General features: G+C 67.8%; 21 protein-coding genes and 2 tRNA genes. 13 read left to right on the forward strand and 10 right to left on the reverse strand.

Features of this window, described 5'->3' with window-relative positions:
- Window positions 1–38 precede the first annotated feature (38 nt).
- Entirely contained in the window at window positions 39–2,039 is a 2,001-nt protein-coding gene (ppk1, locus tag ACIRA7_RS00900; RefSeq protein WP_396218903.1) for a polyphosphate kinase 1, read from the forward strand.
- A gap of 108 nt (window positions 2,040–2,147) precedes the next feature.
- Here ppk1 and ispE read toward each other — a convergent pair whose 3' ends face one another.
- From ispE to ACIRA7_RS00920, 4 genes are read right to left on the reverse strand one after another with little or no spacing between them, the layout of a single operon-like run.
- On the reverse strand, window positions 2,148–3,032 hold the full coding sequence (gene ispE / locus ACIRA7_RS00905) for a 4-(cytidine 5'-diphospho)-2-C-methyl-D-erythritol kinase (RefSeq protein ID WP_396218904.1): 885 nt from the start codon (window positions 3,030–3,032) through the stop codon (window positions 2,148–2,150).
- On the reverse strand, window positions 3,029–4,057 hold the full coding sequence (locus ACIRA7_RS00910) for a lysylphosphatidylglycerol synthase transmembrane domain-containing protein (RefSeq protein ID WP_396218905.1): 1,029 nt from the start codon (window positions 4,055–4,057) through the stop codon (window positions 3,029–3,031). Before ACIRA7_RS00910 ends, ispE begins: the two co-directional genes overlap by 4 nt.
- A gap of 22 nt (window positions 4,058–4,079) precedes the next feature.
- Window positions 4,080–5,105, reverse strand: coding sequence for a hypothetical protein (locus tag ACIRA7_RS00915; protein ID WP_396218906.1), 1,026 nt, complete (start codon window positions 5,103–5,105; stop codon window positions 4,080–4,082).
- Window positions 5,106–5,145: 40 nt separating this feature from the next.
- A complete protein-coding gene (locus tag ACIRA7_RS00920) occupies window positions 5,146–5,886 on the reverse strand; it encodes a pyridoxine 5'-phosphate synthase (protein ID WP_396218907.1) in 741 nt (246 codons plus the stop codon).
- Between the two features lie 164 nt (window positions 5,887–6,050).
- Between ACIRA7_RS00920 and ACIRA7_RS00925 the strand changes: the two genes are divergently transcribed.
- Window positions 6,051–6,551, forward strand: coding sequence for a hypothetical protein (locus ACIRA7_RS00925; RefSeq protein WP_396218908.1), 501 nt, complete (start codon window positions 6,051–6,053; stop codon window positions 6,549–6,551).
- Window positions 6,552–6,616: 65 nt separating this feature from the next.
- On the opposite strand, the gene mce is transcribed toward ACIRA7_RS00925, so the two are convergent.
- Window positions 6,617–7,027 (reverse strand): methylmalonyl-CoA epimerase, encoded by a 411-nt coding sequence (mce, locus tag ACIRA7_RS00930; protein WP_396218909.1) that lies wholly within the window; start codon window positions 7,025–7,027, stop codon window positions 6,617–6,619.
- Window positions 7,028–7,132: 105 nt separating this feature from the next.
- On the opposite strand from mce, the gene trxA reads away from it, so the two are divergent.
- The 9 genes from trxA to ACIRA7_RS00975 are packed head-to-tail and all read left to right on the forward strand — an operon-like array spanning window position 7,133 to window position 20,058.
- Window positions 7,133–7,456 (forward strand): thioredoxin, encoded by a 324-nt coding sequence (trxA, locus tag ACIRA7_RS00935; RefSeq protein ID WP_396218910.1) that lies wholly within the window; start codon window positions 7,133–7,135, stop codon window positions 7,454–7,456.
- Window positions 7,457–7,461: 5 nt separating this feature from the next.
- A complete protein-coding gene (gene rsmI, locus ACIRA7_RS00940; RefSeq protein ID WP_396218911.1) occupies window positions 7,462–8,370 on the forward strand; it encodes a 16S rRNA (cytidine(1402)-2'-O)-methyltransferase in 909 nt (302 codons plus the stop codon).
- Window positions 8,370–9,074, forward strand: coding sequence for a DUF4159 domain-containing protein (locus ACIRA7_RS00945; protein WP_396218912.1), 705 nt, complete (start codon window positions 8,370–8,372; stop codon window positions 9,072–9,074). Before rsmI ends, ACIRA7_RS00945 begins: the two co-directional genes overlap by 1 nt.
- Entirely contained in the window at window positions 9,071–12,652 is a 3,582-nt protein-coding gene (locus ACIRA7_RS00950) for a hypothetical protein (RefSeq protein ID WP_396218913.1), read from the forward strand. The genes ACIRA7_RS00945 and ACIRA7_RS00950 overlap by 4 nt, the downstream gene beginning before the upstream one ends.
- Entirely contained in the window at window positions 12,633–14,441 is a 1,809-nt protein-coding gene (locus ACIRA7_RS00955) for a hypothetical protein (protein WP_396218914.1), read from the forward strand. Before ACIRA7_RS00950 ends, ACIRA7_RS00955 begins: the two co-directional genes overlap by 20 nt.
- Window positions 14,442–14,464: 23 nt before the next feature.
- A complete protein-coding gene (locus ACIRA7_RS00960) occupies window positions 14,465–15,760 on the forward strand; it encodes an asparagine synthetase B (RefSeq protein ID WP_396218915.1) in 1,296 nt (431 codons plus the stop codon).
- A complete protein-coding gene (locus tag ACIRA7_RS00965; RefSeq protein WP_396218916.1) occupies window positions 15,757–18,321 on the forward strand; it encodes a helicase C-terminal domain-containing protein in 2,565 nt (854 codons plus the stop codon). The genes ACIRA7_RS00960 and ACIRA7_RS00965 overlap by 4 nt, the downstream gene beginning before the upstream one ends.
- Window positions 18,322–18,372: 51 nt before the next feature.
- Window positions 18,373–18,987: a fumarylacetoacetate hydrolase family protein gene (locus tag ACIRA7_RS00970; protein WP_396218917.1), complete on the forward strand. Its 615-nt coding sequence runs from the start codon at window positions 18,373–18,375 to the stop codon at window positions 18,985–18,987.
- Window positions 18,988–19,014: 27 nt separating this feature from the next.
- Window positions 19,015–20,058 carry a hypothetical protein gene (locus ACIRA7_RS00975; protein ID WP_396218918.1) on the forward strand — a complete coding sequence of 348 codons (1,044 nt, stop codon included), beginning with the start codon at window positions 19,015–19,017 and terminating at the stop codon, window positions 20,056–20,058.
- 16 nt (window positions 20,059–20,074) lie between these two features.
- Here the strand turns inward: ACIRA7_RS00975 and ACIRA7_RS00980 are convergent, their stop codons facing one another.
- The 4 genes from ACIRA7_RS00980 to ACIRA7_RS00995 all read right to left on the reverse strand — a co-directional run bounded on the left by ACIRA7_RS00980 (window position 20,075) and on the right by ACIRA7_RS00995 (window position 22,421).
- The gene (locus ACIRA7_RS00980; RefSeq protein WP_396218919.1) at window positions 20,075–20,452 is read right to left on the reverse strand and encodes a type II toxin-antitoxin system death-on-curing family toxin; all 378 of its coding nucleotides are present in this window, start codon (window positions 20,450–20,452) and stop codon (window positions 20,075–20,077) included.
- Window positions 20,453–20,473: 21 nt separating this feature from the next.
- The gene (locus ACIRA7_RS00985) at window positions 20,474–20,701 is read right to left on the reverse strand and encodes an AbrB/MazE/SpoVT family DNA-binding domain-containing protein (RefSeq protein ID WP_396218920.1); all 228 of its coding nucleotides are present in this window, start codon (window positions 20,699–20,701) and stop codon (window positions 20,474–20,476) included.
- 76 nt (window positions 20,702–20,777) lie between these two features.
- Window positions 20,778–22,223, reverse strand: a complete 1,446-nt coding sequence (gene gltX / locus ACIRA7_RS00990; RefSeq protein WP_396218921.1) for a glutamate--tRNA ligase — start codon at window positions 22,221–22,223, stop codon at window positions 20,778–20,780.
- Window positions 22,224–22,331: 108 nt separating this feature from the next.
- Window positions 22,332–22,421 (reverse strand) — tRNA-Ser (locus tag ACIRA7_RS00995).
- Between the two features lie 141 nt (window positions 22,422–22,562).
- On the opposite strand from ACIRA7_RS00995, the gene ACIRA7_RS01000 reads away from it, so the two are divergent.
- Complete coding sequence (locus ACIRA7_RS01000; protein WP_396218922.1) at window positions 22,563–24,596, forward strand: amidohydrolase family protein; 2,034 nt, start codon at window positions 22,563–22,565, stop codon at window positions 24,594–24,596.
- 220 nt (window positions 24,597–24,816) lie between these two features.
- Window positions 24,817–26,001: an Ig-like domain-containing protein gene (locus ACIRA7_RS01005; protein ID WP_396218923.1), complete on the forward strand. Its 1,185-nt coding sequence runs from the start codon at window positions 24,817–24,819 to the stop codon at window positions 25,999–26,001.
- A 66-nt stretch (window positions 26,002–26,067) separates the two neighbouring features.
- Here ACIRA7_RS01005 and ACIRA7_RS01010 read toward each other — a convergent pair.
- Window positions 26,068–26,154: transfer RNA gene (locus tag ACIRA7_RS01010), tRNA-Ser, on the reverse strand.
- Window positions 26,155–26,265 lie beyond the last annotated feature (111 nt).

A 26,265-nucleotide genomic window follows, 5' to 3' on the forward strand; every position in this document is an offset into this window, starting at 1 on the left:
CTCGCGAGTTCCGACTGCCCACCATTTCCTCTGCTCACGTGGAGATCGACCTCGAACTGAGTCTCCTGGCGTTTCAGCGCCGAGTCCTCGCGTTGGCCGAAGATCACGCCGTGCCGCTGCTCGAGCGGCTTCGCTTCCTGGGCATCGTCACCAGCAACATCGATGAGCTGTACATGGTGCGCATGGCTGAGCTGCGCCGTGCGGCCATCGACGACGCGGGGCCCGCTGTCGAGCGACTGCGGGCGGTGGAGCGCGGCATCGACGAACTCCTCGCGCGCCAGACGCGCTGCGCCGCGGACTGTCTGCGCGAGGCCGAGCGGGCTGGCGTGCGCCTGCTGGCATGGAGTGAACTGACGAGCGACGAGCAGGATCTGCTCCGCGTGCAGTATCTCGAGGAGATTCAGCCCGACCTGCGCCCGTTGGCGATCACGCTCAGTCCCGGGCATCCGTTGCCGCACTTGCCGCATCTCGGGCTATTCCTCGCCGTGCTCTACCGCCTGGCCCCGGGCGAGCGCGTACGGCTCGCCGAGCACGATCTGCCGAGCCACATGCCGCGGTTGCTGACGGTGCCGGATCGTGCGGGTGCGGTCATCGCCATCGAGGAGGTGCTGCGGGCCCACGCGCATCTGCTGCATCCGGGCACGATCGTCGAGAGCGCGTATCTCTTCCGCGTGACGCGCGGCGGCGATCTCCCCATCATGGATGATGAAACCGGCAGCCTGCTCGGTGCCGTGGCGCTGGCGACCGAGCGGCGCGTGCACAACCCGGCCGTTCGGGTGGAAGTCGAGCGCCGTATGCCCGACGCGGTGGGCGCGCTGATTCTCGAAACCCTGAGGCGCGAGGCAATCGGCCGCGACATGGAGCTCACCGTGGATGCGGTGCAGCACGTGGACGGACTCCTTGATCTGCGTTGCCTGCAGTCCCTCCCGCTGCCGAAGGATCCGTCGCTGGAATTTCCGCCGCGGCGCACGCGGCGGCCCGTGGGCGATCGCTCCATGTTCGCCCTGCTGCGCGATGGCGACCTGCTGTTGCACCATCCGTTCGAAAGCTTCGACGACAGCGTCGTTCGGTTTTTTCAACAGGCGGCTGACGATGCGGACGTGACGGCAATCGCCGCGACGCTGTATCGCGTGGGCAATCCGTCGCCGATCGTGGACGCGTTGGTTCGGGCCGCGGCGTCGGGGAAGCGCGTGGCGGTGGTGGTGGAACTCAAGGCGCGCTTTGACGAAGAACACAACGTGCAGTGGTCGCGTGCGCTCGAAGCTGCCGGTGTCCAGGTGACGTACGGCATCGCCGGGCTCAAGGTGCACGCGAAAGTGGCGATGGTCACGCGGGCCGAGGGCGGCGCGACGGTGCGCTACGTGCACGTGGGCACTGGCAACTACAATCCGCGATCGGGACGGCAGTACACCGATCTGAGCCTGTTTTCGGCGCGCCCCGAGTTGGCCGACGCGATGCAGGTGCTGTTTGCCGGCCTGACGGAGCATCACGCACCGCCTGCGGCGTTGCCGCATGGTGCGTTGGTGGCGCCGCATCAGTTGCTGACGGGACTGCTGGACCGCATCGACCGCGAGATTCACCACGCGAGAGCCGGGAAGCCGTCGCGCATCACGATCAAGATCAATGGACTCGGTGATCGTGAGATGGTCCACGCGTTCGAGAAGGCCTCGCAGGCGGGCGTCCAGGTGGAGCTCATCGTGCGCGGTATCTGCATCCTGCGCCCTGGCGTTCCCGGAGTCTCTGACCGCATCCGGGTGACCTCGGTCGTAGGACAGCTGCTCGAACATTCGCGGATCTACCGCTTCGAGAATGACGGCCATCCGGAGTATCTCATCGGCTCGTCGGATCTGCGATCACGCAATCTCCGGCGGCGGGTTGAGGTGCTGGTGCCGGTGCTTGGCGCGTCGTTCCACGCGCGGCTCGATGCCATTCTTGACGCGTATCGCCGCGATGGCACGGCGTGGGAGCTTCAGGCTGACGGCGAGTATGAGCAGACGGGTGATCGTCGCACACCGGCCGCCCAGGTGGCTCTGGCCTGATACGCCCCCGTCCATCCGGCAGGGGCTTCCCGGCGATGTCATGCCGACGCGGTGGGCACGGTCTGTGTGTTCGCTCCGACGCGGGCGACGGTGAGCCCGTGGCGCGGCTCAGCGGGTGAAGGTCGCGCGGAACGCCATCGGCGGGTTAGCGAGCAGCGCCCCTTCGCCGTGGTGCAGCAGGAAGCAGGTGGCTCCGCTCCCGCTCATCATGCCGATGGCGGTGGCACCGTCGCGGTTCGCCGTCGCGGCCATGTCGCGGAGGAGCGGCAAAATGCCCGCGACGCCCGCGTGCATCTCGCACACGACGGGTTCGAAATCGTTCGTCGCGAGGGCGGCGATCGATGCCCACGACGAGAACGCACCGGCCGGATACGCCAACGCCTGTGCAGTGTCGCCGCGTGCCTCGCGGGCGCGGGCGAACGCCCCGTAGGCGGCGCCGGTGTTCACCCCATCGGAGAAGACGGCCAGCAACACGGTGGCCGTCGGTAGCGCCGGAAGTGGCAGCAGACGGTCACCGCGCCCCCATGCCCATGCCAGCGATGCGCCGCTCACGAGAAAGGGCACGTCGGCGCCGAGCGTCCCGGCGATCTGCAGCAACCGCGGCATGCCCAGCGGCGTGGGACTGAGCGCCTCGAAGGCACGCAACACCGCGGCCGCGTCGGCACTGCCACCACCGAGTCCACCGCCCACCGGGATCTGCTTCTCGATCTCGATCGCCCAGCCCGTGCTCCAACCGCTCGCCTCGGTATACGCCACCGCCGCACGCCATGCGAGGTTCTGCTCCACCGGGCCGAGCCCTCCGGCTGGCATGGTGGGGCCGGCGCAGGACAGTGACGGCGCCATGGTCCCCACGCGCACGTGCACGAGGTCATGCAGTTCGAGCAACTGGAACAGCGTTTCGATGCCGTGGTAGCCACTCGCTTCACGGGCCAGAATGCGCAGCACAAGGTTGATCTTGGCGTGCGCGCGCTCGGTGCGCGATGCGGAGGTCATGGATGGTCGATCGGCGCGAGTTCGGTGCTCTTGCCACTGAGCGTACCCACGCTCAGTCCCAGTCGCGCGAAATACACGGCCCCGATGATCGTGATCGGAATGAAGCTCAGCAGGTGATACGCGAGCGCCCAGCTCACGGCGAGTTTGTCGCCGATACCGTACACGGCCAGGCCGAGCACCGACGACAGCTCGAAGACTCCGAAGAAGCCGGGGGAACTCGGTACGGCGACGGCCAGCGCGACCACGCCCTGTAGGAAGAATGCGGCGCTGAGCGGCACATCCATGCCCAAGGCCACAAACCCGACGTACATCGCCAGCGCGTTGACGACCCAGTGCGCGATGGCCCACAGCAGCACCGCCAGAAATCGTCGGCCATCGCGGAGCACGGCCAGCCCTCCCATCGCGTTTTCGACGAAGCCCACCACGACATCCTCGAATCGCGGCAGCACGCGGTGTGCCACCCAGCGCACCATCGACAGCACGCGCGGCGCCTGCATGACCATGGCATAGCACACGACGAGCAACGCCAACATCGCGCCCACGCCGACCTGCGCGAGTTCGGGCACGGTGCGGCCGGCCAGCGTCACGCCAGAGGGGAAGCGTGGATCGAGCATCGCCGCGAACATCATCCCGAAGATCACGATGGCATCGAAAATCCGATCGACCGCCAGCGAACCGAGCGCGGTCGTGAGGGCCACGCGTGGCACTTCGCGCGTGATCGAAAACGCGCGGGCGAACTCACCGGCGCGAAGGGGGAAGACGTTGTTCATCATCATGCCGATCGCGGTGCTGCGCCACAGGGGCCCGAACGGAATGCGTCCCGCGACCGGCTCGAGAATCGTACGCCACCGCCGCGCGCGCAGCGGGAAGATGCAGGTGCCGACGATTGGACTGAGGGCGAACACCCACACGTTCGAGGTGCGCAGAACCGTCCACACTTCGCTGAGGTTCACGCCCCGCAACGTCCACCAGAGCAGAACCGCACTGAACGCGATCCCGAGCCCGCTCTTCCAATCCAGCTTCACCGCGGATGCCTCGAGCCAGCGCTCACGTCGTCACCGCGAGATCCAGCAAGTCGGAGAGCTCCTCGAACAGCGCGTGGGCCGCCGGTTCGGCCAGCGTGCCGCGCTGCCAGTGCACCTTGAGTTCGTCGCGCACCCGACGCGCCCGCGTGATCGCCGAGTGTCCACGATAGAGCAGGCTTTCCACGGGAATCGTGGCGGGGGGGACGGCTTGTACCGGGGGCGAGCCCCCCGCCCAGGTGATGCTCGCCTGCTTGACCTGCTGCGCGAGCTGCTGGTCGCTGATCTCGCGATCCATCAGCAGGTGCGCCACGCTCTGCACGCCGTGGCGTTCGGTCGGCGACGCCAGCGGCGCGCGTGCCATGCGCGTGGCCATGTTGGCAATGCTGGCGGCGCCATAGCTCTCGGCGACGTCGGCCAAGCCGAGCAAGGCACGACGGACACCGTCGGCGAGGGCGAGCTGCGAGGCGCCAGCGTCGCTGCTGGCCAGGGCGGCCGACTCGCGCGCGACGCCATCGGCCGCGGCGGCGATATCGGTGCGAAAGCGCTCGGCCAGCGTAATCGGCGGCTCGGCGCTGCGCTGCAGAATGGCCGGCATGCCGTCGTCAGGGAAGAACCGCGCAATCGGCACCACCTGCGTGGCCGGCGAGGCGGCCGGCGTGTCGGTGGAGAGGTAGCCGGCCGCCACCGCCGCCAGGGCCACCGACTGGGTGCGACTATGGCGCTGGTCGGCCTCGGTCCACTCGCCCGCCCGCTCTACGAGCGAACGCAACTCCACCAGCGCGCCGCGCACGGCGAAGTGCAGCCGCTGATCCCATCGCAGTTCGTTATCACGCAAGCCGGTCGCGATCCGCTCGATCGTGGAGGCGAGATCCGGCAGCCCCTCGAGTCGCGTCATGGTCGCGCTGCCGCGCAGGGCGCGCGCGTTGGTGAGAAACGCGGCGGAATCCGGCGTTTGGTCGTCCGCGAGGGCCATCAGCTGGTCGAGGCGGCCAAGATACTCCATCGCTTCCTTCTGGAAGAACTCGATGAGGGCGTGCGGTGCGCTCATGCTCGGCAGCTCGGGCGAAAAAAGTGAATCCGGTGATGCACTAGAAGCGGTCGGCTTCGCGGGCATCGTCCATAGCCTGACGGATCTCGCGCACGGCGCCCGCCAGCCCTACAAAGATGGCGCGCCCGACGATGGCGTGCCCGATGTTCAATTCCTCGATCTCCGGAATGGCCGCCACCGGTCCGACGTTGTGCACCGACAGGCCGTGCCCGGCATGGACGGCCATTCCCAGGGACGACGCCAGTGCGGCGGCATCAGCCAGCGCCCGAAGGGTGCGCGGGTCCGCCGGGGCGTGCGCATACTGTCCGGTATGCAATTCGACCGCATCCGTTCCCAACGCATGCGCCGCCCGCACCGCCGCCGCCTCCGGATCGATGAAGAGACTCGTCCGCACCCCCACACGTTTCAGACGCGCGATCGAGGCGCCGAGGTGCGCCGCCGCCCGGACCAAGTCGAGGCCGCCCTCGGTGGTGACTTCTTCGCGACGCTCGGGGACCAGCGTCACCGCCAGGGGGCGGAGCGTCTCGGCAAGCGCCAGCATCTCCTCGGTCGCGGCGCACTCCAGATTGAGCGCGGTCGTGACCGTCGAGGCGAGCCGGTGGATGTCGGCATCCTGGATGTGTCGCCGGTCTTCCCGCAGGTGGGCGGTGATCCCGTCGGCCCCGGCCTGCTCGCACAGCGCGGCGGCCGCCACCGGATCGGGCTCGGCGCCGCGACGCGCCTGCCGGACTGTGGCGACGTGATCGATGTTCACATACAGGCGCTGGTAGCGAAGCGACATCAGTGGGGTATCCGGTAGAAGAACGTGTGGGGTACCTTTCCCCCCGACGAACGGACGGAAGCGCCAGCGGTGCCTGTGAAGGACGGGGCCGCGCGATGCCGATCCGTCACGATGGTCAACACCGTGGGTAGGAGGCCTGCGTGCTGCAGAACGTTCCGCGTAAGATGATGCGAAACCGTGTCCTGATGTACTCGCTGCTGATCGCGACGACGACGGGGGCGAGCGCCTGCACCCGAACGATCCAGAGCACCGAGACGTCGATCCCCGGTGCCACGGCGCCGTCCGTACGCGGCGATGCGCCGGACGCGGTGGGGGCGGCCACGGGCAAGTCCGCCGTGGAAGGCTTCCTCAAAGCCGTGAAGGCGCAGGACCTCCAGACCATGAGCGCGCTCTGGGGCACGTCGAAAGGAGCCGCGCGTGACCAGATGAAGCGCGAGGATCTCGAGAAACGCCTCATCATCATGCAGTGCACCCTGACGCACGACAAATGGGTGTTCCTGGAAGATCGTCCCAGGCTGCAGACGGGCGGGCGTCAGGAGTTCCAGCTCGAGCTTTCGCAGGCACAGCGGAGCGCGAAAACCTCGATCCTGACCGTGAGTGGGCCCGGCAATCGCTGGTTCGTGGAGGACATCAACCTCCTCCCGCTGAAGGAGTTCTGCCGCTGACCCCGTGGGCGGACCCGGCCGCGCCGGCCGGGAGCGCACTGGACTGGTGACGCTGGACACCCAGACTAGTATTCGGACAGTTCAACGAGCACCCCGCCGGTGGCGCTCGGATGGAGAAACGCGATGCGCTTCCCCTCCGCTCCCAGGCGTGGCGTTTCATCGATAAGTCGGAGGCCGGCGTCACGGCAGCGCTGCAAGGTGCCGTCGAGGTCGTCGACCGAGAAACAGACGTGGTGAATGCCGGGGCCCCGCTTGGCGACGTATTTGCCGATCGGGGACTCGTCGGACTTCGCTTCGAGGAGCTCCACCAGCGATTCGCCGGCCGCCAGTCCCACGATGGCGGCACCGTCGGCATCGTCGAGTGGCACCTCGGGCATGCCGAGGACATCGCGGTAAAAAGGAAGCAGCTCGTCGAGGGCACGCACGGCGATCCCAATGTGGGCGATGCGCGTGCCGCGGCGGACGGAATCGGTCATGGTCGGCGGTGTGGTTGCGGGCGTGAACGCATCCCGAATTCTAATCCTGCAGACGGGCGCGAGAGCAACCGGTAAAGGCCGGGCGCTGCGCCAACGGAGCATCTGATGGCGAACGCAGTTGAAGTGACGGATGACAATTTCGCGGCCGAGATCGAGCAGATCGAAGGGCTCGCGGTCGTGGATTTCTGGGCGACGTGGTGCGCGCCGTGCCGCATGATTGCGCCGATCGTCGAATCGCTGGCCACCGAGTACGCGGGCAAGGCCAAGGTCGCCAAGCTCGACGTCGACAACAACCAGCGGACCGCCGCGCGCTTCAACGTGCGCTCGATCCCGACGATCCTGTTCTTCAAGGACGGCAAGCTGGTCGATCAGGTCGTTGGCGCGGTTCCGCGTCCGGCGCTCGAAGCGAAGTTCAAGGAGCACGCCTGACCGACGTGGGCGACGCGCCCGGCTCGGCCGAATCGGAGGTTGTCGCCTCCGATCTCGCCGACCGGGCGGCGACGCTCTGGCCGTCCGCGGCCATCCCCGGGGCGTTGCACATCGTCAGCACGCCGATCGGGAATCTGGGCGACATCTCCCTGCGCGCCCTCGCCGTGCTCAAGGAAGCCGCAGTGATCTGCTGTGAGGACACCCGGCACGCGCGCACCCTGCTCAGCCGCTACGGCATCGGCACGCCGACCATCGCCGTGCATGAGCACAACGAAGCCAGCGTCATTCCTCGGCTCGTCGCCCGCCTGCAAGAGGGCGACGCCATCGCCCTGATCAGCGATGCCGGCACCCCACTCGTGTCCGACCCCGGCGCCCGTTTGGCGGAGGCCGCGGCCACGGCCGGTGTGCGCGTGGTGCCGATCCCGGGCGCCTCGGCCGTGCTGGCCGCCCTCGTGGCGTCGGGCATGGTGCCGCACCCGTTCACGATGCTCGGGTTCCCGGCTCGGAAGGGGAAGGAGCGCGAGGAGCAGTTGGCGCTGGCCGCCCGCTTGCCGCATGCCGTCGTCCTCTACGAGTCGCCGAACCGACTGGTCGATACCTTGCGTGACCTGGCCGCCATCGCCGGGACCACCCGACCCGTCGCGGTGGCCCGCGAGTTGACCAAGCATTTTGAAGAGGTCACACGCGGAACGCTCGACGAGGTGGCCGCGTATTACGAGGGCACGCCGCCGCGCGGGGAAATCGTGATCGTTCTGGGTGGCGCGTCGGTCGTCGCCCCGAGTGAAGACGGCCTCCAGGCGGTGGCCGTGGCGCTACGCGAGGAAGGGTTCCGTCCACGCGACATCGTCCAGCGGCTCATGGACGAACATGGTGCCAGCCGCAATCTCGCCTACCGACTCGCCCACGATACCTGATGCGGCTTCCGGTCCGTCGTTCCCTTCGCGTTGTCCTGCTTGCCGCCGTCGCCGGCGTGTCGTTGGCGTTCACGCCGATGCACACGGGGCGTGGGCCCGGTCGTCTTGCCATCGCCCGCGTGCAGTACGAAGGCGGTGGTGATTGGTATGCCAATCCGTCCAGCTTGCCGAATCTCATTCGTGAGATCGCCGAGCGCACCGCGCTGCCGATCGAGCGCGTGGAAGCCAAGGTCACCTTCACCGATTCGGCGCTTTTCGACTTTCCGTTCCTGCACATCACAGGACACGGCGAGATGAAGCTCAGCGAGATCGAAGTGAAGCGACTGCGCGAGTACCTCACGCGCGGTGGCTTCTTGCATGTGGACGACAACTACGGCCTCGACGACAGCTTTCGTCGTGAGATCAAGCGGGTGTTTCCCGACCGGCCGCTGGTCGATGTGCCGCACAGCCATCCGATCTACCATCTCGTGTACGACTTCGAAAACGGTCCGCCCAAAGTGCATGAGCACGACGGGAAGCCGGCGAAGGGCATGGGCATTTTCATCGGCAACCGACTCGCCGTGTACTACACCTACTCCGCCGACCTCGGCAACGGATGGGAAGACGTGGGCACCTATCCCGATCCGCCGATGCTCCACGAACAGGCCATCCGCATGGGCGTGAATCTGTTTACCTACGCGGTAACGAGCCGGGTGACGCCATGACCGCGCCGGCGCTCCGGACCACCGCGCAGCCGTCGGATTCGCTCGGCGCGCGACTCGCCCGTGAACAGGCCACGCTGCGGGCGCGCTCGATGGCCGCCGTGGTGCTGGCCGTGATCGGCGTCGTGGCGCTCGCTTTGGTGGCCAGCGCCTGGCTGATGGCCGATGGACGCTGGATGACGTTGCCGCGCGCCGTGCCGATCGCGATGTGGGGCGGCGCGCTGGCTGCGGCCGCGGGCCTCGTGTGGGCGCTGCGGCAGCGTAATGGGGATGTGCTGTCACTCGCCTCGCTGGCCGCCGCGATCGAACGCGAGCAGGCCTTGCGTGCGGGTTCACTGCGTGGGGCGCTCGAAGTGGCCGGCGCCGGCGTGCTGGGCGCGCGCGCGTCGCAGGATGTGGTGCGTCGTCTGGCACCGGGGGCGTTGGCACCGCAGGTGGCGCAGCGCGTCGGCCGCGGCGTGTTGGTCGCCGGTGTGGTGGCGGCGAGCACGGTTGGCGCGCTGTCATGGTCGGCGCGCACAGCACCCGACGGTTTCGCCGCCACCGTGCACCCGGTGCGCGCGTGGCGCGGCACCCTGCTGCCGGCGCTCGGCTTCGAGAAACTCCCCACGCTCGTCCCACGCGGCATGCCGGTGTCGGTGCGCGTGCGCGCCGAGGGGCGCACGCGTGTGACCGTCTCGCGTCGTGCCGAGGGGGAGGGGTGGCGTGACACCACGCTCGTCGTCGGCGCCGATGGACTCGTCACGCTGGCCCTCGGTGCCGTGTCGGCACCGATTACGGTGCGGGTGAACGACGGACGCGCCCCGGAGCTGAACGGCATCATCACCGTGGCCGACCGCGGCTGGATCGGTGACGTCGCGCTGTTCGCGGACTATCCGGCGTATCTCGGCCGAACCGACGAATCGATGGAGCCGGTACCGCCGCTGCGCGTGCCGCGTGGCACGCGCGTCCGCGTGACCGCGAGGCTACGCGGCGGCGCCCGCCAGGCGATGCTGACCGATGGTCGTGACACCGTCCGATTCCCCGCCTCGGTGAACGGCGCGGCGGTGTCGGCCATTCTTCCGCTCGACCACGACGGGAGCTGGAGCTGGATCGCGTCGGCCACTCCGCAGGCCGATGCGGCCACGCTACCGCCCGAACTGCCCGATGCGCTGGCGTTTACCGTCGTACCCGATAAGCGGCCGGAGGTCGCGATCGTGTCGCCGGTGTCCGATACCGCGATCGGTCCGACCGGCATCGTGCCCGTGTACGTCGACGCCAGTGATGATCACGGCGTGAGCAATGTGTCGCTGCAGGTGTGGCGCGAGAGTGCGGGCGCCACCGGCGCGGTAACGCGTGAGCGCATCGACGTGGCCTCGCCGTCGTCGCCGCTGTTCGAGGGCGGGGCGTCGATCACGTTGGACGGGCGCAAGCTCGAACCCGGTGATCGGTTGCACGTCACCGCCATCGCCACCGACGATTCGCCGTGGCGTCAGACCACGGTGAGCGCCGAAGTGTTGCTGCGCGTACCGAGTCTCACCGAACAGCGCGCGATGGCGCGTGCGTTGGCCGATTCCCTGGCGTCGCAGGCGCAACGGTTGGCGCAACAGGAGAAGCGACTCCAGCAGAACACCGACAACGCGGCGCGCAATCGCGATCTCAAGGGCGGCGGCTCGTCGGAAGAGGCCAAGGCCAACGGCGCTGCCAAGAGCGAAGGTGGCAAGAGCCAGTCGATGAGCTTCTCGGCCGCCGAAAAGGCAAAGCAGCTGGCGCGCGATCAGCAGCAGCTCGGTGCCAAGGTGGATTCGCTGCGGCAGAATGCGAAGGAGCTCGAGTCGCGACTCAAGAACGCGAACGCGCTCGATACCGCGCTGGCGTCGCGTATGAAGGACATCCAGAAAATGTTGCGCGATGCGATGACCCCCGAGATGCAGAAACAGCTCGAGGAGCTCAACAAGAATTCCGATCGCCTCAGCGGCACCGAGGCGCAGAAGTCGATGCAGCAGCTCGGTGAGCAGCAGAAGCAGATGCGTGAGCAGCTGGAGAAGAGCGCCGAGATGCTGAAGCGCGCGGCGCTCGAAGGGGCGATGCAGACGCTGCGCGACGATGCCAAGGATTTGGCGCGCGCGCAGAAGCAGACGGCCGACCGCATGGATGGACGGCCGAGTGAAGGCCGTCCGCCGAGCGACGGGGCGCCCTCCAATCCGAAGGAGCTGGCTGATCGGGCCCGTGAGCTCGAGCGCGAAGTGCAGGCGCTGGCCAAGCGGTTGGAAGAAGCCGGTGCGAAGCCGGGGGCGTCGAAGACGCGCGCCGCGCAGCCGCTGGTGAATCAGGCCGCCGACGCCATGCAGAAGGCGGCGCAGGCGCAAGCGCAGAAGCAGGCCGGCGAGCCGGGCGACGCCAAGGCTGGCGAGAAGCCGGGCGCCGAGAAGTCGAGCGCACAGCCGAACGGCCAACAGGGGCAGCAAGGCACGCCGAAGCCCGGACAGCAGGGGCAGAGCCAGCAGGGCGGCAAACCGCAGGCCGGTCAGCAAGGCCAGCAGCCGGGCGGCCAGCAGCAGGGCGGCCAGCAGCAGGGCAACCCCGGTGAGCAGGCCCGACAGGCGGCCGACGCGATGGACAAGGCCGCGCAGCAGCTGTCGGCCGCGCGTGACGCGCAGGTCGACGCCTGGAAGACCGAGCTGTCGAACGAGCTGGATCAGTCGATCAACGAAACCATGCAGCTGGCGCGTCAGCAGTCGGAACTCGAGCAGAAGGCCCGGAGCCAAGGCGCGCAGGGCATGCAGGGCGAACAGAGTGCGTTGCAGCAGGGCGTGCAGCAGGCGGCCGAGCGGCTCGAGAAGGCCGGGCGCAGTTCGTCATTGCTCTCGCAGCGGTCACAGAAGGCGATGGGCGAAGCGCAGCGTCGAGTGGAGCAGGCCACGCAGCAGATGCAGCAGTCGGGGCAGCCCGGTGGCAGCGAGCAGGCCCAGAACGCCATGAAGGACGCCAGCGAAGCGCTCAATCAAGCGCTGTCGTCGCTGGTGCGCGATCGCGAGAAGATGAACGGGGCGCAGTCGGCATCGGGCTTCACCGAAATGATGGAGCAGCTCAAGCAGCTCGCGCAGCAGCAGGGGCAGCTCAACGGCCAGATGCAGGGGCTCAACATGCTCCCCGGTGGCGCCAAGGGTGACGCGGCGCGGCAGCAGTCGCGCGTGCTCGCCAAGCAGCAGCGGGATGTCGCGCGTTCCCTGAACGACGTGTCGGATGCCGACCAAACCGGTCGCACCGATGCCTTGGCCAAGGAAGCGCAAACGCTGGCCCAGCAGATCGAACGCAACGGCATCGATCCCGCCGTGGCGGCCCGTCAGCAGCAGCTCTATCGCCGATTGCTCGATGCCGGACGCTTCCTGGAGCAAGATGAGCGCGACGATCAGGGCCCGCGTGAAGCCAAGGCCGCCAACGGCAATGGCGCCTCGGGGCGCGTCGACGGCGCGCAGTCGGGGAAGGCGGCCAACAAGTTCGCGCCGCCCACCTGGAATGAACTGCGCGGCCTCGGCCCCGACGAGCGTCGCATCGTGATCGAGTACTTCCGCAAGCTCAATGGCACGACGCCGCCGTAAGGGGCCCGCGATGTCGGCCGCGTCGCCTCGCGTGCTCGTCGCGCTCACGCTCGGTCTGCTCACGGCGCCGTTCGTCGGCGCGCAGGCGCAGGGCGGCATCCGTCCGCCGGCCACGCGCGTGGATTCCACCGATGCACTGGGCACCGCGCTCGATGCCGAAGACAAGGGCGACCTGAAGAAGGCCGCGCTTGCCTATCGCGAGGTGCTGCAGCGCGCCCTCATTCCCGGCAATGCCGACGGCGACAAGGTGGCGCTGTCGCTGCTGGGACTCGAGCGTGTGTGGGCCGAGCTGGGTATGCGCGACTCCATCATTCCCGTCGTGCAGCGCGTGGTGCAGTTGCGTCCCACCGATCCGGTGGCGCGGAGTATCCAGCTGCGCGCGCTGGTCGGCATCGGGCGCGATGACGACGCACGACTCGCCTTCACCGCGTGGCGTCGCGCGTCCGGCGCTGACGGGGCGCCGTTCCGCGAATACGCCCGCTTGCTGTTGCAACAGGGACGCGCGCAGGCGGCCGACTCCGTGCTCGGTGAGGCCGGTCGATTGCTGGGGAGCGGCGGGGCCCTCTCCGGTGAAGTGGCGCAGTTGCATGTGGCGCTGGGGCGATGGAACGCCGCTGCCGTGGCGTTCCGCGAGGCGCTTCGCGACGAACCGTATCTGGAAACCTCGGCCATGTTCGCGCTGAATCGCGCCCCGGCGCCCACGCGGGATTCCATTCGCACGGTGCTGCTGGCCGATCCGGCGCTGTTGGCGCCGCGTCGGTTGCTGTCGTCTCTCGAATTGGCGTGGGGCGAGCCCCGGCGCGCCTGGTTCGCGTTGGCGTCGGTGAAGGCCGACGACTCCACCTCGGCCGCGTGGCGCGCCTTCGGTGAGCGCGCCGAACTGGCGCAGTCGTGGCTGGTGGCGCGTGACGCATGGACGGCCGTGCTCGAGAAGCGTGGTGATCTCGAGGCGCAGCAGCGCGCCGCGCAGGCCGCGCTCAATGCGGGCGATGCGATGGGTGCGCTGCAGCTCGTGTCGCGAAAAGGACCGGGCACTGATGCGGTCCGTGCGCGCGCCCTACTCCCCATTGAAATCGCCGCCCTCGGGGAACTCGGTCGTGCCTCGGAGGCGCAGCGGCGCATCGATGCATCGGGTGCGCTGCTCGATGAAACGGCGCGGTCGGCTATGGCACGCCCGCTGGTGAGTGCCTATCTGCGGGCGGGCGATCTGGCGCGGGCCAAGGCGGCGGTGAAGGGCACCGATCTCGAAGACGACGACGAAACCGCCGGCTGGCTCGCCCTGTACGACGGCGACTTGGCCACGGCGCGAAAGCGGCTCGTCCGTGCCGCCACACAGCGCGGCGAGTTGGTCGATGCCCTCGGCGTGCTGGCCCGTACCCGGGTGGATCAATCGCCGGGTCTCGGCGCCGCATTTCTGGCTCTCGCCCGTCGCGATTCGGCCGGTGCCGCGGCGCGATTCATTGCCTTGTCCGACTCGGTCGGGCCGGCAGCACCAGCGCTGCTCTCCATGGCGGCGCGGCTGTCACCGAAAGCCGGCGCGATGACGCTGTGGGATCGCATCGTCGCTACATGGCCCAAGAGCCCGGAAGCGGCGGAAGCGCTGCTGGCCTCGGCCCGTGCCTTGTTGGCCGCCGGTGACAAAGCGGGCGCCATCACGCGCTTCGAAACACTCCTCGTGGACTATCCCACCAGCGCGCTGGCCCCGCAGGCTCGTCGGGAACTCGAACGGATGAAAGGGCAGGTGCCGCCAACGTTGGCACCGGCCTTCGGTTCGACGGTCACGCGTTGAAGTCCCGCGGGTACATTTCGTCTATGCGCTTGTTCGTTCGCACCAATCTCTGGCGCCGCGTGATGGCGGCCCTGCTCGTGACCATGGTGTCGCTCACCACGGCGCGCTCGCTGTCGGCCCAGTCGATGTTGCTGCCGATGGACGACAGTCAGCGTAATCACCTGAAGGCCTACGGCGTCACGTACCTCGCGCTCAAGAACGGCCAGAAGGCGGAGTGGCTGCTGAACTATCGTGGTGGCGCGTTCCTCCTCCCCGATGTGCCCGATCTGCGTCGTCGCGCCGCGCTCGACGGCGTAAGCATCGAGCTCATGACTGATGCCGCCGTGGCCGCCATGCGCGCGGAGATCGCCGGCGGCAACATGGATGCGGTGGTGCTGGAACGCGCCCCGAAGATCGCGATTTATCGCCCGGTCGATCAGCCACCTTGGGACGACGCCGTCACCCTCGCCCTGACCTACGCCGGCATCGAATTCACCTCGGTGTGGGATGACGCCGTGATGCAGGGCGACCTGTCGAAGTACGACTGGGTGCATTTGCACCACGAAGACTTCACGGGCCAGTTCAACAAGCTCTATCTCGCCTATCGCGATGCCCCCTGGTTCGTGGCGCAGCGCGAGCGCGATGTCGCGATGGCCAAGCGCTTCGGCAAGGCCGACGTGCCGGCGCTCAAGAAGGCGGTGGCGGATAACATCCGTGGCTTCGTCGATCGCGGTGGATTCCTGTTTGCGATGTGCGGCGCTACCGAGTCGCTCGATCTCGCCATCGCGGCGTTCACGGTCGACATTGCGGGGCCATTCTCCGACGGCACCCCGCCGGCGCCTGATGCCGACGCGCGTCTGGATTGGACGCGGGCGCTCGCCTTCACGGGCGCGCACGTGGAGCCGTCGCCGTACATCAACGCGCTCAGCGATATCGACGGCCACCAGGTGAACGTGCCGGCGCGTCGCCAGCCGTTGGGGACCTTTACGCTGTTCGACTTCTCGGCCAAGCTCGACCCGGTGGCCACGATGCTCGTGCAGAATCATCGCACCGTCGTGCCCGATTTTTACGGCGTGACCACGAGCTTCAATCGCGCCATCGTGAAGACGGGAGTGACCGTGCTCGCCAGCGAAGACGGCGCGCCGTGGAGCAAGTATCTGCACGGTGATGCCGGCAAGGGCTCGTGGACGTTTCTCGGCGGTCACGATCCCGAGGATCCTCAGCATGCCATCGGCAGCGCCCCCACTGATCTCTCGCTGCATCCGAACTCACCCGGCTACCGCCTCATCCTGAACAACGTTCTGTTCCCCGCTGCGAAGAAGAAGCCGCGGAAGACGTGACGGGCAAGCGCGTGGTGAAGGCCGGCACGAAGACCACGGGGGTCACGCGCCTGTCGCCAAAGGCCGCCTCTGCCGTGCGGGTTGCGATCAAGCTGGCCGGCGGCAATGAAGTGTGCTTCGTGTGCACCGTCGATGACGAAAACCTGATCACGACGGCGCGCGTGGTGTTCCGCGGTGATGTGCGCAGTGTGCTGGCGCTGCCTGGCGTGGCCGAACGCGGCGAGCTGATGCTGCACAACCATCCGTCGGGGGTGCTCGCGCCCAGCGATGCCGATCTCGAGGTGGCGGCGCGCATTCACGGCAATGGCGTGGGTTTCGCGATCGTGGACAACGAGGCCACCCGCGTGTACGTCGTGGCCGAAGTGCCGCGAGCCAAGCAGAACCTGCCGGTGTCGCTCGACGACGTGGATGTCACGCTCGGCCCCTACGGCCTGATTGCGCAAACGATGCAACGGGTGAGCGGGTCGCGCGACTACGAAGACCGGCCCAGTCAGCGCGCGATGGCGGCCGCGGTCACGGAGACGTTCAACAGTGGTGGCGTGGCGTTGCTGGAAGCGGGCACCGGCGTGGGCAAGTCACTGGGCTATCTCGTGCCCGCGCTACGCTGGGCCGCCGCCAATGGCGAGCGCACGATCGTGTCGACCAACACCATCACGCTGCAGGAGCAGCTGGTGGCGAAGGATCTGCCGTTCCTGCAGCGCGCGCTCACCGATCAGAAGGTGCGCTTTGCACTACTAAAGGGCTGGCGCAACTATCTCTGCCTCATGCGCCTCGAGCAGGCGCGCGGGGCAGGGGCCGCGTTGTTCGACGATGGTGGCGCTGGTGATGTGGAGCAGATCGCCGAATGGGCGGAGAAAACACAGGATGGCTCGCTGGCCGACCTGTCCACGCCGCCGCGTCCCGATGTGTGGGATGAAGTGGCAGCCGAGCCCGATCTGTGTGGACGCATGAAATGCTCGTTCTACGACAAGTGCTTTCTGTTCAAGGCACGCAAGGAAGCAGCGGCGGCTGATGTGGTGGTGGTGAATCACCACCTGCTGCTGTCGGATGTCGCGGTGCGGCGTCAGGCGCAGAACTGGGAAGACTCCGCTGTGCTGCCGGCATACAAGCGACTGGTGATCGACGAAGGCCATCATCTCGAAGACGCGGCCGCCTCGCACCTGGGCAGTTCGATTACGCGACGGGCGCTGGCGCGGCTCTTCAACCGGTTGGAACGTCGCGGCAAGGGCTTGCTGCCGGCGCTTGCGGCGCGACTGGGCGGCTTCAGCGACCTGCACAGCGTGGCCAGCCTGGATTTGGTGCAGCAGCGCATGGTGTCGAGTGCAGCTACGGCGCGTGATCGCACGCAGCTGCTGTTCGAGCTGTTGTCTGCGGTGCTCGAAGGCACGGGGGCGCCGATTCTTCGGCTCACCGATGAATTCCAGCAGCACCCGCTGTGGATCAACGGCATCGAGGATACGCTGGCCGAACTGCTCATCGAAATTGCCGCGCTATCCGACGGGTTGCGTCTGGTGACCGAGCGGTTGGAGAGCGACCAGAAGCGCAGTGAGGAGATGGCGCCGCTGCTGAACGAGGTGCGGGCCGTCACCCGCCGATTGGCGGGCGCCGGCGATTCGTTGTCGCGCGGCCTGCAGCCGCCCAAGGATAAAGATCCCGTGGTGCGCTGGATGGAGTTCCAGGGTAAACCGACGGCTACCGAGCGGAATGTGGCCGTGCATTGTGTGCCACTCGACCTGGCGCCGGTGCTGCGCGACGACCTGTTCGGCCGCGTGGAAACCACCGTGATCACGAGTGCGACGCTGGCCACCGACGGTGGCTTCGGCTTTCTCGAGCAGCGCCTCGGGCTCGATGAAGGCGCGTTCACCAAGCGGACTGCAATCTTCGAGTCGCCCTTCAACTATCCACGGCAGGCCCTGTTGGTGGTGCCCACCGATTTGCCGGCGCCGAACGAGTATCCGCGCGAACACTTCGCGGCGGTGGTGCAACAGATGCGCGACCTCATCGTGGCCAGCGATGGCGGGCTGTTCGGTCTGTTCACCAGTCATCGCGATGTACGCGAGATGGCACAGCAGCTGCGCGAGATGGGCATGGATGGCCCCACGCCGCTGTTGGTGCACGGCGAGGAGCCGCGTGATGTGCTCTTGCAGCGCTTTCGCGATTCCGGTCGCGCCGTGCTCCTGGGTACCGCCACGTTCTGGGAAGGTGTCGATGTACCGGGGAGCGCGCTGCGCGGCTTGTTGATCGCCAAGCTGCCCTTCCGGGTGCCCACCGAGCCCATGGTGGCGGCACAGTGCGAAGCAATCGAAGCGCGTGGAGGCAATGCCTTTGCGGAGTTCATGCTGCCGCACGCGTCGCTCCGCCTCAAGCAGGGCTTCGGCCGGCTGATCCGGACCGCCACCGACTCCGGCGTGGTGGTCATCAGTGACCCACGCGTCGTCACCAAGCGCTACGGACGCGATTTGCTGAACGCACTGCCGCCGGCGAAAAGACTCACCGGACCGTGGGGTACGGTACGGGACGAGGTGTCTCGGTTCTATGCGATCGACCGAACGACGGGATAGCTTCTGGTAGGCTCCACTCACGCCCCACGAACTCGGGACTTCCGACCTCCTATGCACACTCCGTCAAAGATCGTCTGCGTCGGCCGCAACTACGTCGCCCATGCCCGTGAAATGGGCAACGACGTGCCCACCGAGCCGATGTTCTTCCTCAAGCCGCCGTCGTCGATCATCCGTGAGGGTGACGCGATCGTGCTGCATCCGATCTCGACGCACATCGAATTCGAGGGGGAGATCGCGCTGGTGATCGGCAAGCGTCTCACCAAGGCCACGGAAGAGGAGGCTCTCGCCGGAATCGCCGGCGTCGTGGCGCTCAACGACGTGACCGCACGCGATCTGCAGCGCAGCGACAGCCAGTGGTCGCGGGCCAAGGGCATGGATACCTTCTGCCCGATCGGGCCGGAGAACCCGCTGCCGGCCGATCTGTCGGGGATCACGCTGATCACCCGCGTGAACGGGGTGGAATGCCAGCGGGCCACGGCGGCCGACATGGTGTTCCCGATCCCGATGCTTCTGTCGTTCATCTCCCAGTTCATGACCCTCGAACCGGGTGACATTGTGGCCACCGGTACCCCGGCTGGGACAAAAGCCCTTCATCCCGGGGACGTGGTCGAGGTCGAGCTCGTGGGCCTCAGTATTGTGACCAATCCCGTCGTGGCCGGCACCTAAACCGGAATTCAGGGTATCTTTTCAGGCATGTCCACGATTCCCCCGTCCCGCGATCGCCAGGCGTCTGGCGGTGACCGGCCGCCGGCACCGCCGGTGGGGGGATCGTCGACCCCTGAGTCGAGCCGGAAGCGAACCGCGCTCAGTGCCCGTGCGCGCTCCGGCGGAGCCGTTCGCGAGAAGCAACGCGCGTCACGCGCCGTGCTCATCGCCGTGGGCATCCACGTGGTGGTGGGCGCGGTGCTGGTGCAGGTGCTGACGTTCGGGCACGGTATCCCGTCGTGGCTCCGCTTCGGCTCCAACGAGCCGCCGCTCGAGGAGCGACTCACGTACGTTGCGCCTCGAGAGCAGCCGAAGCCGGTGGCGCAGGTCAAGCCGCCCACCACGAAGCGTGCGACCACGACGCGGCCGTCGGTGACCACGCCGGTCATGTCGGGCCCGGAAGTGGTGTCGGCCCCCTCGGCGCCGCGTGACACCGGAAGCGGGGCCGCCGTGGGGCAGGGAAGCGGCAGCGGCATCGGCGCCGGCGATCCCAATGTGCGTGGCATACGGCCCGGCTATTTCGACGGTCGCGTGTGGCGTGATCCGGTGGTCGTGGGCAATGCTGGCGGTGGCGGCGGTGGTGATCGCGCCGACAACCTCGACAGCATCATGGGCTTCATGCTCACCCAAGCGCGTGACTCGCTCGACTCGCTGAATCGGGCACAAGGCCGCACGGGCCGCCAACCCGGCGACTGGACCAAGACCGGTAAGAACGGCGAGAAGTGGGGCTGGGACAGCCAAGGCATTCGGTTGGGCAAAGTCATGATTCCGAACGCGCTGCTGGCGCTGCTGCCGCTCAACGCGGCGACGGCGGGCCGCATGAGCGGCAACATGACGCAGATGGACGCCGAGCGCCGGCTGGCCACGTCGCGCACCGACATCATGCGGATGTCCGAGCGCGGCATGGGTGAAGCCGATTTCCGAAAAATCGTGAATGAGCTGCGCGATCGTCGCGAGAAGGAGCGGCGCGACCGCCTCAAGGCGCCGAGCGCCACGGTGGCCGCGCCGCTGAAGAGCGGCGGCGACCGGTAGGGCTGCGGGGACGTTGTTAGCGGGTCCGCCGAACGAGGCGCTCGCGTATCCACATCGCCAGCTCGTCTTCCGAGAGTGTGCCCCCCGCCAGCGCGGTCATGGTCGCGACCACATCGGGTTCAGTCGCATCCAGCTCTTTCCCGTTCAGACCAAGAAAGATGATTGCGGTGAGGAAGGCGATGCGCTTGTTGCCGTCGCTGAACGCGTGCGCCGTGGACAGTCCGAAGGCGTAGGACGCAGCCAGCAGCGCGAGGTCGACTTTCGGGTCGAAATGCCACTTCTGCTTCGGCCGCGCCAGCGCGGCTTCCAGGCCGTGCTCGTTGCGAAGACCGGACAGGCCCCCATGCTCGCGCAACTGATCGAGATGCGTGGCCTCGACGACGAGGCGTGGCACCCAGCGTGGCTCACGCACGCGCTACTTGGCCAATTCGCGGAGAGCGTTCCGATATGTCTTGGCCGCGTCGGCCGCGATCGCGAGCCCGGCCTCGACGTCAGGGTCGTAGGGCGTAAGCAGAATGCCACGATCGGTCTCGATCGCCAGTACCCGATCACCGACCTCGAGGTGCAGCCGCTCGGCCATGTCCTTGGGGATGGTGGCTCCGATCGAGCCGCCAACTTGTCGTAACGTCAGTTCGCGAACCATGACCGCTCCGTAGTACTGGTATGCTACCAAAGTAGCATATTCGTGCTACGGCGCAAGTCGGCCGCCATGCGCCCCCCTACGCGTCCTGCTTCAAGAACGCCACCGCCGCCGCCACGCGCGCCAGCGAGTGCTCGCGCCCCACGTACAGCAGCACCTCGAAAATTCCCGGACTCACCGTTTTGCCCGTGAGCGCCACGCGCAGCGGCTGAAAGATCTTGCCGCCGGAGATGCCTTTCTCCTCGGCCAACTTCCGCAGCGCCTCTTCCATCGTCGCCGGCTCCCACGACTCCAGTGTGGCCAAACGATCGTGCGTAGCCTGCAGGATCTCGCCGGTCACCACCGCGTCACGCCACTGCTTGCCAATGGCCTCAGCTTCGTACTCCACCGTTTCGCCGAAGAACGTGGTCGCCAACTGCACGATCTCGTCGGTGAGACGCGCCCGCACGCGCAGCAACTCCAGCACGCCGTGAAACCACTCCGGGCGTGACTCGAGCTCGGCCACCGTGGCCAGCCCCGCCTGCTCGAACAACGGTGCCACCACGTGCGCCAGCTCGGCGATCGGAATCAGCGCCAGATGCTGGCCGTTCATCCACTCCAGCTTCTTCGTATCGAAGATCGCGGCTTTTGCATGCAGCCCATGCACGCTGAAGCGCTCGATCAGCTCGGGTAGCTGCATCACTTCGGTGTCGTCGCCAGGGGACCAACCCAACAGGGCGAGGAAATTGAGCATCGCCTGCGGCAGGAAACCCAAATGCTGATAGTCGCCCACCGCCGTGGCGCCATGACGCTTCGACAGCTTCTTGCCATCCGCGCCGTGAATCATCGGCACATGCCCGAACTGCGGGACATCGGCACCCAACGCGCGATACAAAAGAATTTGCTTCGGCGTGTTCGAGATGTGATCGTCGCCGCGCATCACCAGCGTGATGCCCATCGCGATGTCGTCGCTCACCACGGCCATGTTGTACACCGGCGTGCCATCCGAACGGAGGATGATGAAATCCTCGATGTCCTTGTTCGGAAAGGCGATGCGCTCGTGCACGAGATCGGGCCACTCGGTGTACCCGTCTGGCACCTTGAAGCGGATCGCGTACGGCTCGTGGCGCGCGAGCTTCTCGGCAATCTCCGCCTCGCTCAGCATCGCGGTATCGCGATCGAACCGGTACGACTCGCCGCGGGCCTCGGCTTCGTTGCGCAGCCGCTCCGTTTCCGACGCCGGCGTGAAGTCACGGTACGCCGCACCGCTGTTGAGCAACCGATGCGCATCGGCGTAATGCCGCTCCACGTTGGCACCCTGGTACACGACCTCTTCGTCCCACGTGAGGCCGAGCCACTCGAGCCCCTCGAAAATGGCGCGGGTGCTCTCGTCGGTGCTGCGGGCGCGATCGGTGTCCTCGATGCGCAGGAGGAAGTCGCCGTCGAACTTCTTGGCGTACAGCCAGTTGAACAGGGCCGTACGCGCGCCGCCGACATGTAGAAAGCCGGTCGGTGACGGGGCGAAGCGCACGCGGGGGCGCTTCACGAGAGGCACAGGCGACGACATAAGTGCGGCAGACCGGGGAGTCGGGAACGCAACAGGATCGGATACAAAACAGCGCGGGCCCGCCGACAGTGCAGCGGACCCGCGCAGCGGAGAGGGCGGGATTCGAACCCGCGATAGAGGTTGACCCCCTATGCCGGTTTAGCAAACCGGTGCCTTCAGCCTCTCGGCCACCCCTCCCAAGCGTGCCGACGACGCCCGAGGGCAACGGTGCAGGCCTGTTGTACGACAGAAGAGCAATCTCACCCGGAGATGCCCCGTGGTCAACCGGCGGGGGGGAGGGCGCCTTGTCGAACCGCCGCCCGACCGGTTGATTCGGGCATGCGAAGACTCCTGCCGGCAGCGCTCGCCTGTGTCCTCATTCCACTCGGCACAGCCGCTGCGCAGACGCCTGCGCAGGCGCCCGCGCCGTACGACATCATCCTGCGCGGTGGTACCGTCGTCGACGGTACGGGCGCCCCACGGTATCGCGCCGACGTCGCGGTCACGCGCGGACATATCGCGCGCGTGGGTGACCTCGCCAAGGCCACCGCGCGCACCGAGATCGACGTGCGCGGCCTCTTCGTGGCGCCGGGCTTCATCAACATCCATAGTCACGCCGTTCCCGCCGTGCTGCAGACGGCGGAGAACATGCTGACGCAAGGCGTGACGACCGAACTGCTCAACGCGGACGGCAGCGCCCCCGTCGATATCGGCGCGCAGCTCGACACCCTCGAGGCGCACGGTCTCGCGGTGAACGTGGCGTCGAGCGCCGGCTTCAATTCGGTGTGGGCCACGGTCATGGGCCCCTCGAACACCCGCGCCACCCCCGACGACATCGCCCGCATGCGCGCGATGCTCCTCGCGAACCTCGAGCGCGGCGCCTTCGGCATCTCGGCGGGACTCGACTACAAGCCGGCCTACTTCTCCACCGTCCCCGAAGCGATCGCGGTGCTCTCGATCGCGCGCCCATGGCGCACGTTCTTCCCGAATCACGATCGCCTTACCCCCGAGTCGGGCTTCAGCTCGCGCAAGGGAATGGAAGAGACGATGGCGATCGGCGAGGGGACGGGCCTGGTGCCGGTGTTCACGCACATGAAGGTGCAGGGACGCGAACAAGGCACGGCCGACGAGGTGTTGGCGATGATGCGGCAGTCGAGCGCGGCGGGTCGTTGGGTCGCGGCGGACGTGTATCCGTATCTCGCCGGACAGACGGCGCTGGCCGCGCTGATCATCCCTGGGTGGGCGCAGGACGGCGGCATCGCGAAGATGCGCGAGCGCTTCGCCGACCCCGCACTGCGCGCGCGCATCATCGCGGAGTCGGATGCGGCGATCGCGGCACGCTTCAATGGCCCCGAAAGCATCCTGCTCAATCAGACGGGACGCAAACTCTCCGACATCATGCGGCAGCAGGGCGCGACGTCGGCCGGCGAAGCCGTGGTGAAGGTGCTCGAGGCGGAGTTCCCGTCGGCGATCTTGTCGTTCGGCGCCGAGTCAGACCTGCGCAAGATCCTGCAATATCCCGACGCGTCGATCGCGTGCGATTGCGGCGCCTGGACGGAGACGCGCGCGCATCCGCGCGGCTTCGGCACCTTCCCCCGCATTCTCGGCCACTACGTGCGCGAGACGCACACGCTCACCTGGGAGTCGGCGGTGCGCAAGATGAGTGCCCTGCCGGCGTCGATCGCGGGGATGGTGGATCGCGGTCTCGTCGCGCCGGGAATGGCGGCGGACCTCGTGGTGTTCGACACGGCGACGGTCATCGATCACGCGACCTACGAGTCGTCGGCGCTCAAGTCGGAGGGTATTCGCGTGGTGTTGGTGAACGGCATGGTCGCGCTGCGTGACGGTGCGGTGACGGGCGTGCGTGGCGGCACGACGCTGCGTCGCAGCGGGCACATGCCGAGCCGGCCGCTGCACCTCGATGCGGCGCGCGCGGTGAGCGTGCGCGGGCTGTTGCGCGCGGGTAACGCCCGTGCGTCAGGCGCGAACGCCGCGGGCGCGAACGCCGCAACGGACGTGATCGCGACGAACGTGACGATCGAACTCGCACAGGGCGCGAATGCCCGCGTGGCCTCGGGGCAACTGCGTCTCACCACCGCGACGGGTCAGACGGTGCGCGCGATCTCCTTCGGCACGATGCAGCCCGGCTCCGACTGGCTCACCGTGACCGGCCGTGCGCTCGTGGGCGGCGACGAACGTGCCTTCACGTTGCTGGTCGACGGGGCGGACCCGCTCGCGGCAGGATCGCCGTCGGCGGTGGAGTTGCGTATCGAAGGGATGACGCCGCTTACGGGCGCGGTGCAGGGTCGCACGAATATCCGCACGAATGCGCGCACGAGCGCGCGCCGCCGCACCCGCTCGACGCCGAGCTGAACGCCACACCGCGCGTGCCTCGAGCGACGACGGTACCGCCGCCACGCGCAAGCCTCCTGCGCTTCCCTACTTGATGCGAATGCGCAGCGTCAGGGACACGTTCACCGGCAATCTCACGGCGAAATCCCTAGCGCAAGACGGGGGGCGCGGGTTGTGTTCCTAGGGTAAACCCGCTCACCGGAATCGTGTCGATCCCGCGCCGTGCCCCTCCAGCCATCCCATGATGCTTCAACTTCGCTCCCTTCGTCGCGGGATGGTCGCGACCCGCCTGCTTCTCGGTGCCACGCTCCTCCTGGGCGGCATGACCGCCTGCAGCGACGATGAAGACACGGCCACGGCGCCGGTCGTCAACACCAACACGGTCGTGGTCTCGCCACGCGTCGCGAGCCTCCGCGTCGGTCAGACACAGCAGCTGGCGGCGACCTTGCTCAATCAAGCCGGCGCCACCGTGGCCGCCGGGGCGGTCACTTGGACCTCGGTCGAGCCGACGATCGCCACCGTCTCGGCCACCGGGCTCGTGACCATGCTCACGACGGGCAGCACGGCCATTCAGGCCACCATCGGCGGCGTGACGGGCATTGCGTCGTTGCAGGGGGTGCCCGGTGTCGCGTCGATCTCGATCGCCGGGCTGACTCGCGCGGTCGCCGTCGGCGAGCAGGTGCCGTTGTCGTTCCGCACGCTCGACGCCGCGGGCAACGCGCTCGTCGCCCGCGCGGTGACCTGGAGCTCGTCGGCTCCCACCGTCGCCACTGTGAACGCCGACGGCGTGATCGCCGGTGTCGCCCCCGGCGCGGCCGTCGTCACCGCCACCAGTGAAGGGCGCACGGCCACGGTGAACGTCGTGGTCGAGGCGCTCGCACCGGTGAACACCGTCACGCTGTCGCCGACCACGCAGACGCTCGCCGCGGGCAGCACGCAGCAACTGGTCGCGACGCTGCGCGATGCCAACAGCAACGTGCTCGCGAACCGCCCCATTACGTGGGCGTCGTCGTCGGCTGCCACGGGGTCGGTGTCGTCCACCGGGCTCGTCTCGGCGCTCGTGCCGGGCACGTTCACCGTCACCGCGACGTCCGAAGGGAGGTCGGGAAGCCTGACCTTCAACCCGCTGCTCAGCAACACGCCGCTCACCATCGCCGGCCCGCTCAACTCGGCCTATAGCTGGTTCATCACGGTGCCGGCCGGCGCTACCGGCCTCACGGTGACGCTCGCCGGGACGGGGACGCAGGACCCCGATCTCGAAGTGTACCGGCCGGGCACCACGACGGCTGCCTGCGTCTCCGAGGCGGCCGGTCCCACCGAGTCGTGCGCGTTTACGACCGCCGTGACGGCCGGCGAGTGGCGTGTGCGGGTGATCGGCTACACGGCCTACGCGGGTGTCACGCTGCGCGCCGTCGTCACGCCGTAGCGTCGGGTCCGTACGCACAACGCCCGCGATCGGCATGCCGATCGCGGGCGTTGTGCGTTGTGCACACGGCGTAGGTGAGATTCGAACTCACGGAACCCTTTCAGGTTCGGCGGTTTTCAAGACCGCTGCCTTAAACCACTCGGCCACCACGCCTTCGAGTCGCGCGACGCTGGCGCCGCAGACCTCAGAGAAGAAAATGGCGAAGGCCCTACGTGGGCAACCCCCGCCGTGGACCCGATGCACCAGAATGCACCCGGACCGGGT

Source organism: Gemmatimonas sp., assembly GCF_044376735.1.
Lineage (GTDB): Bacteria > Gemmatimonadota > Gemmatimonadetes > Gemmatimonadales > Gemmatimonadaceae > Gemmatimonas.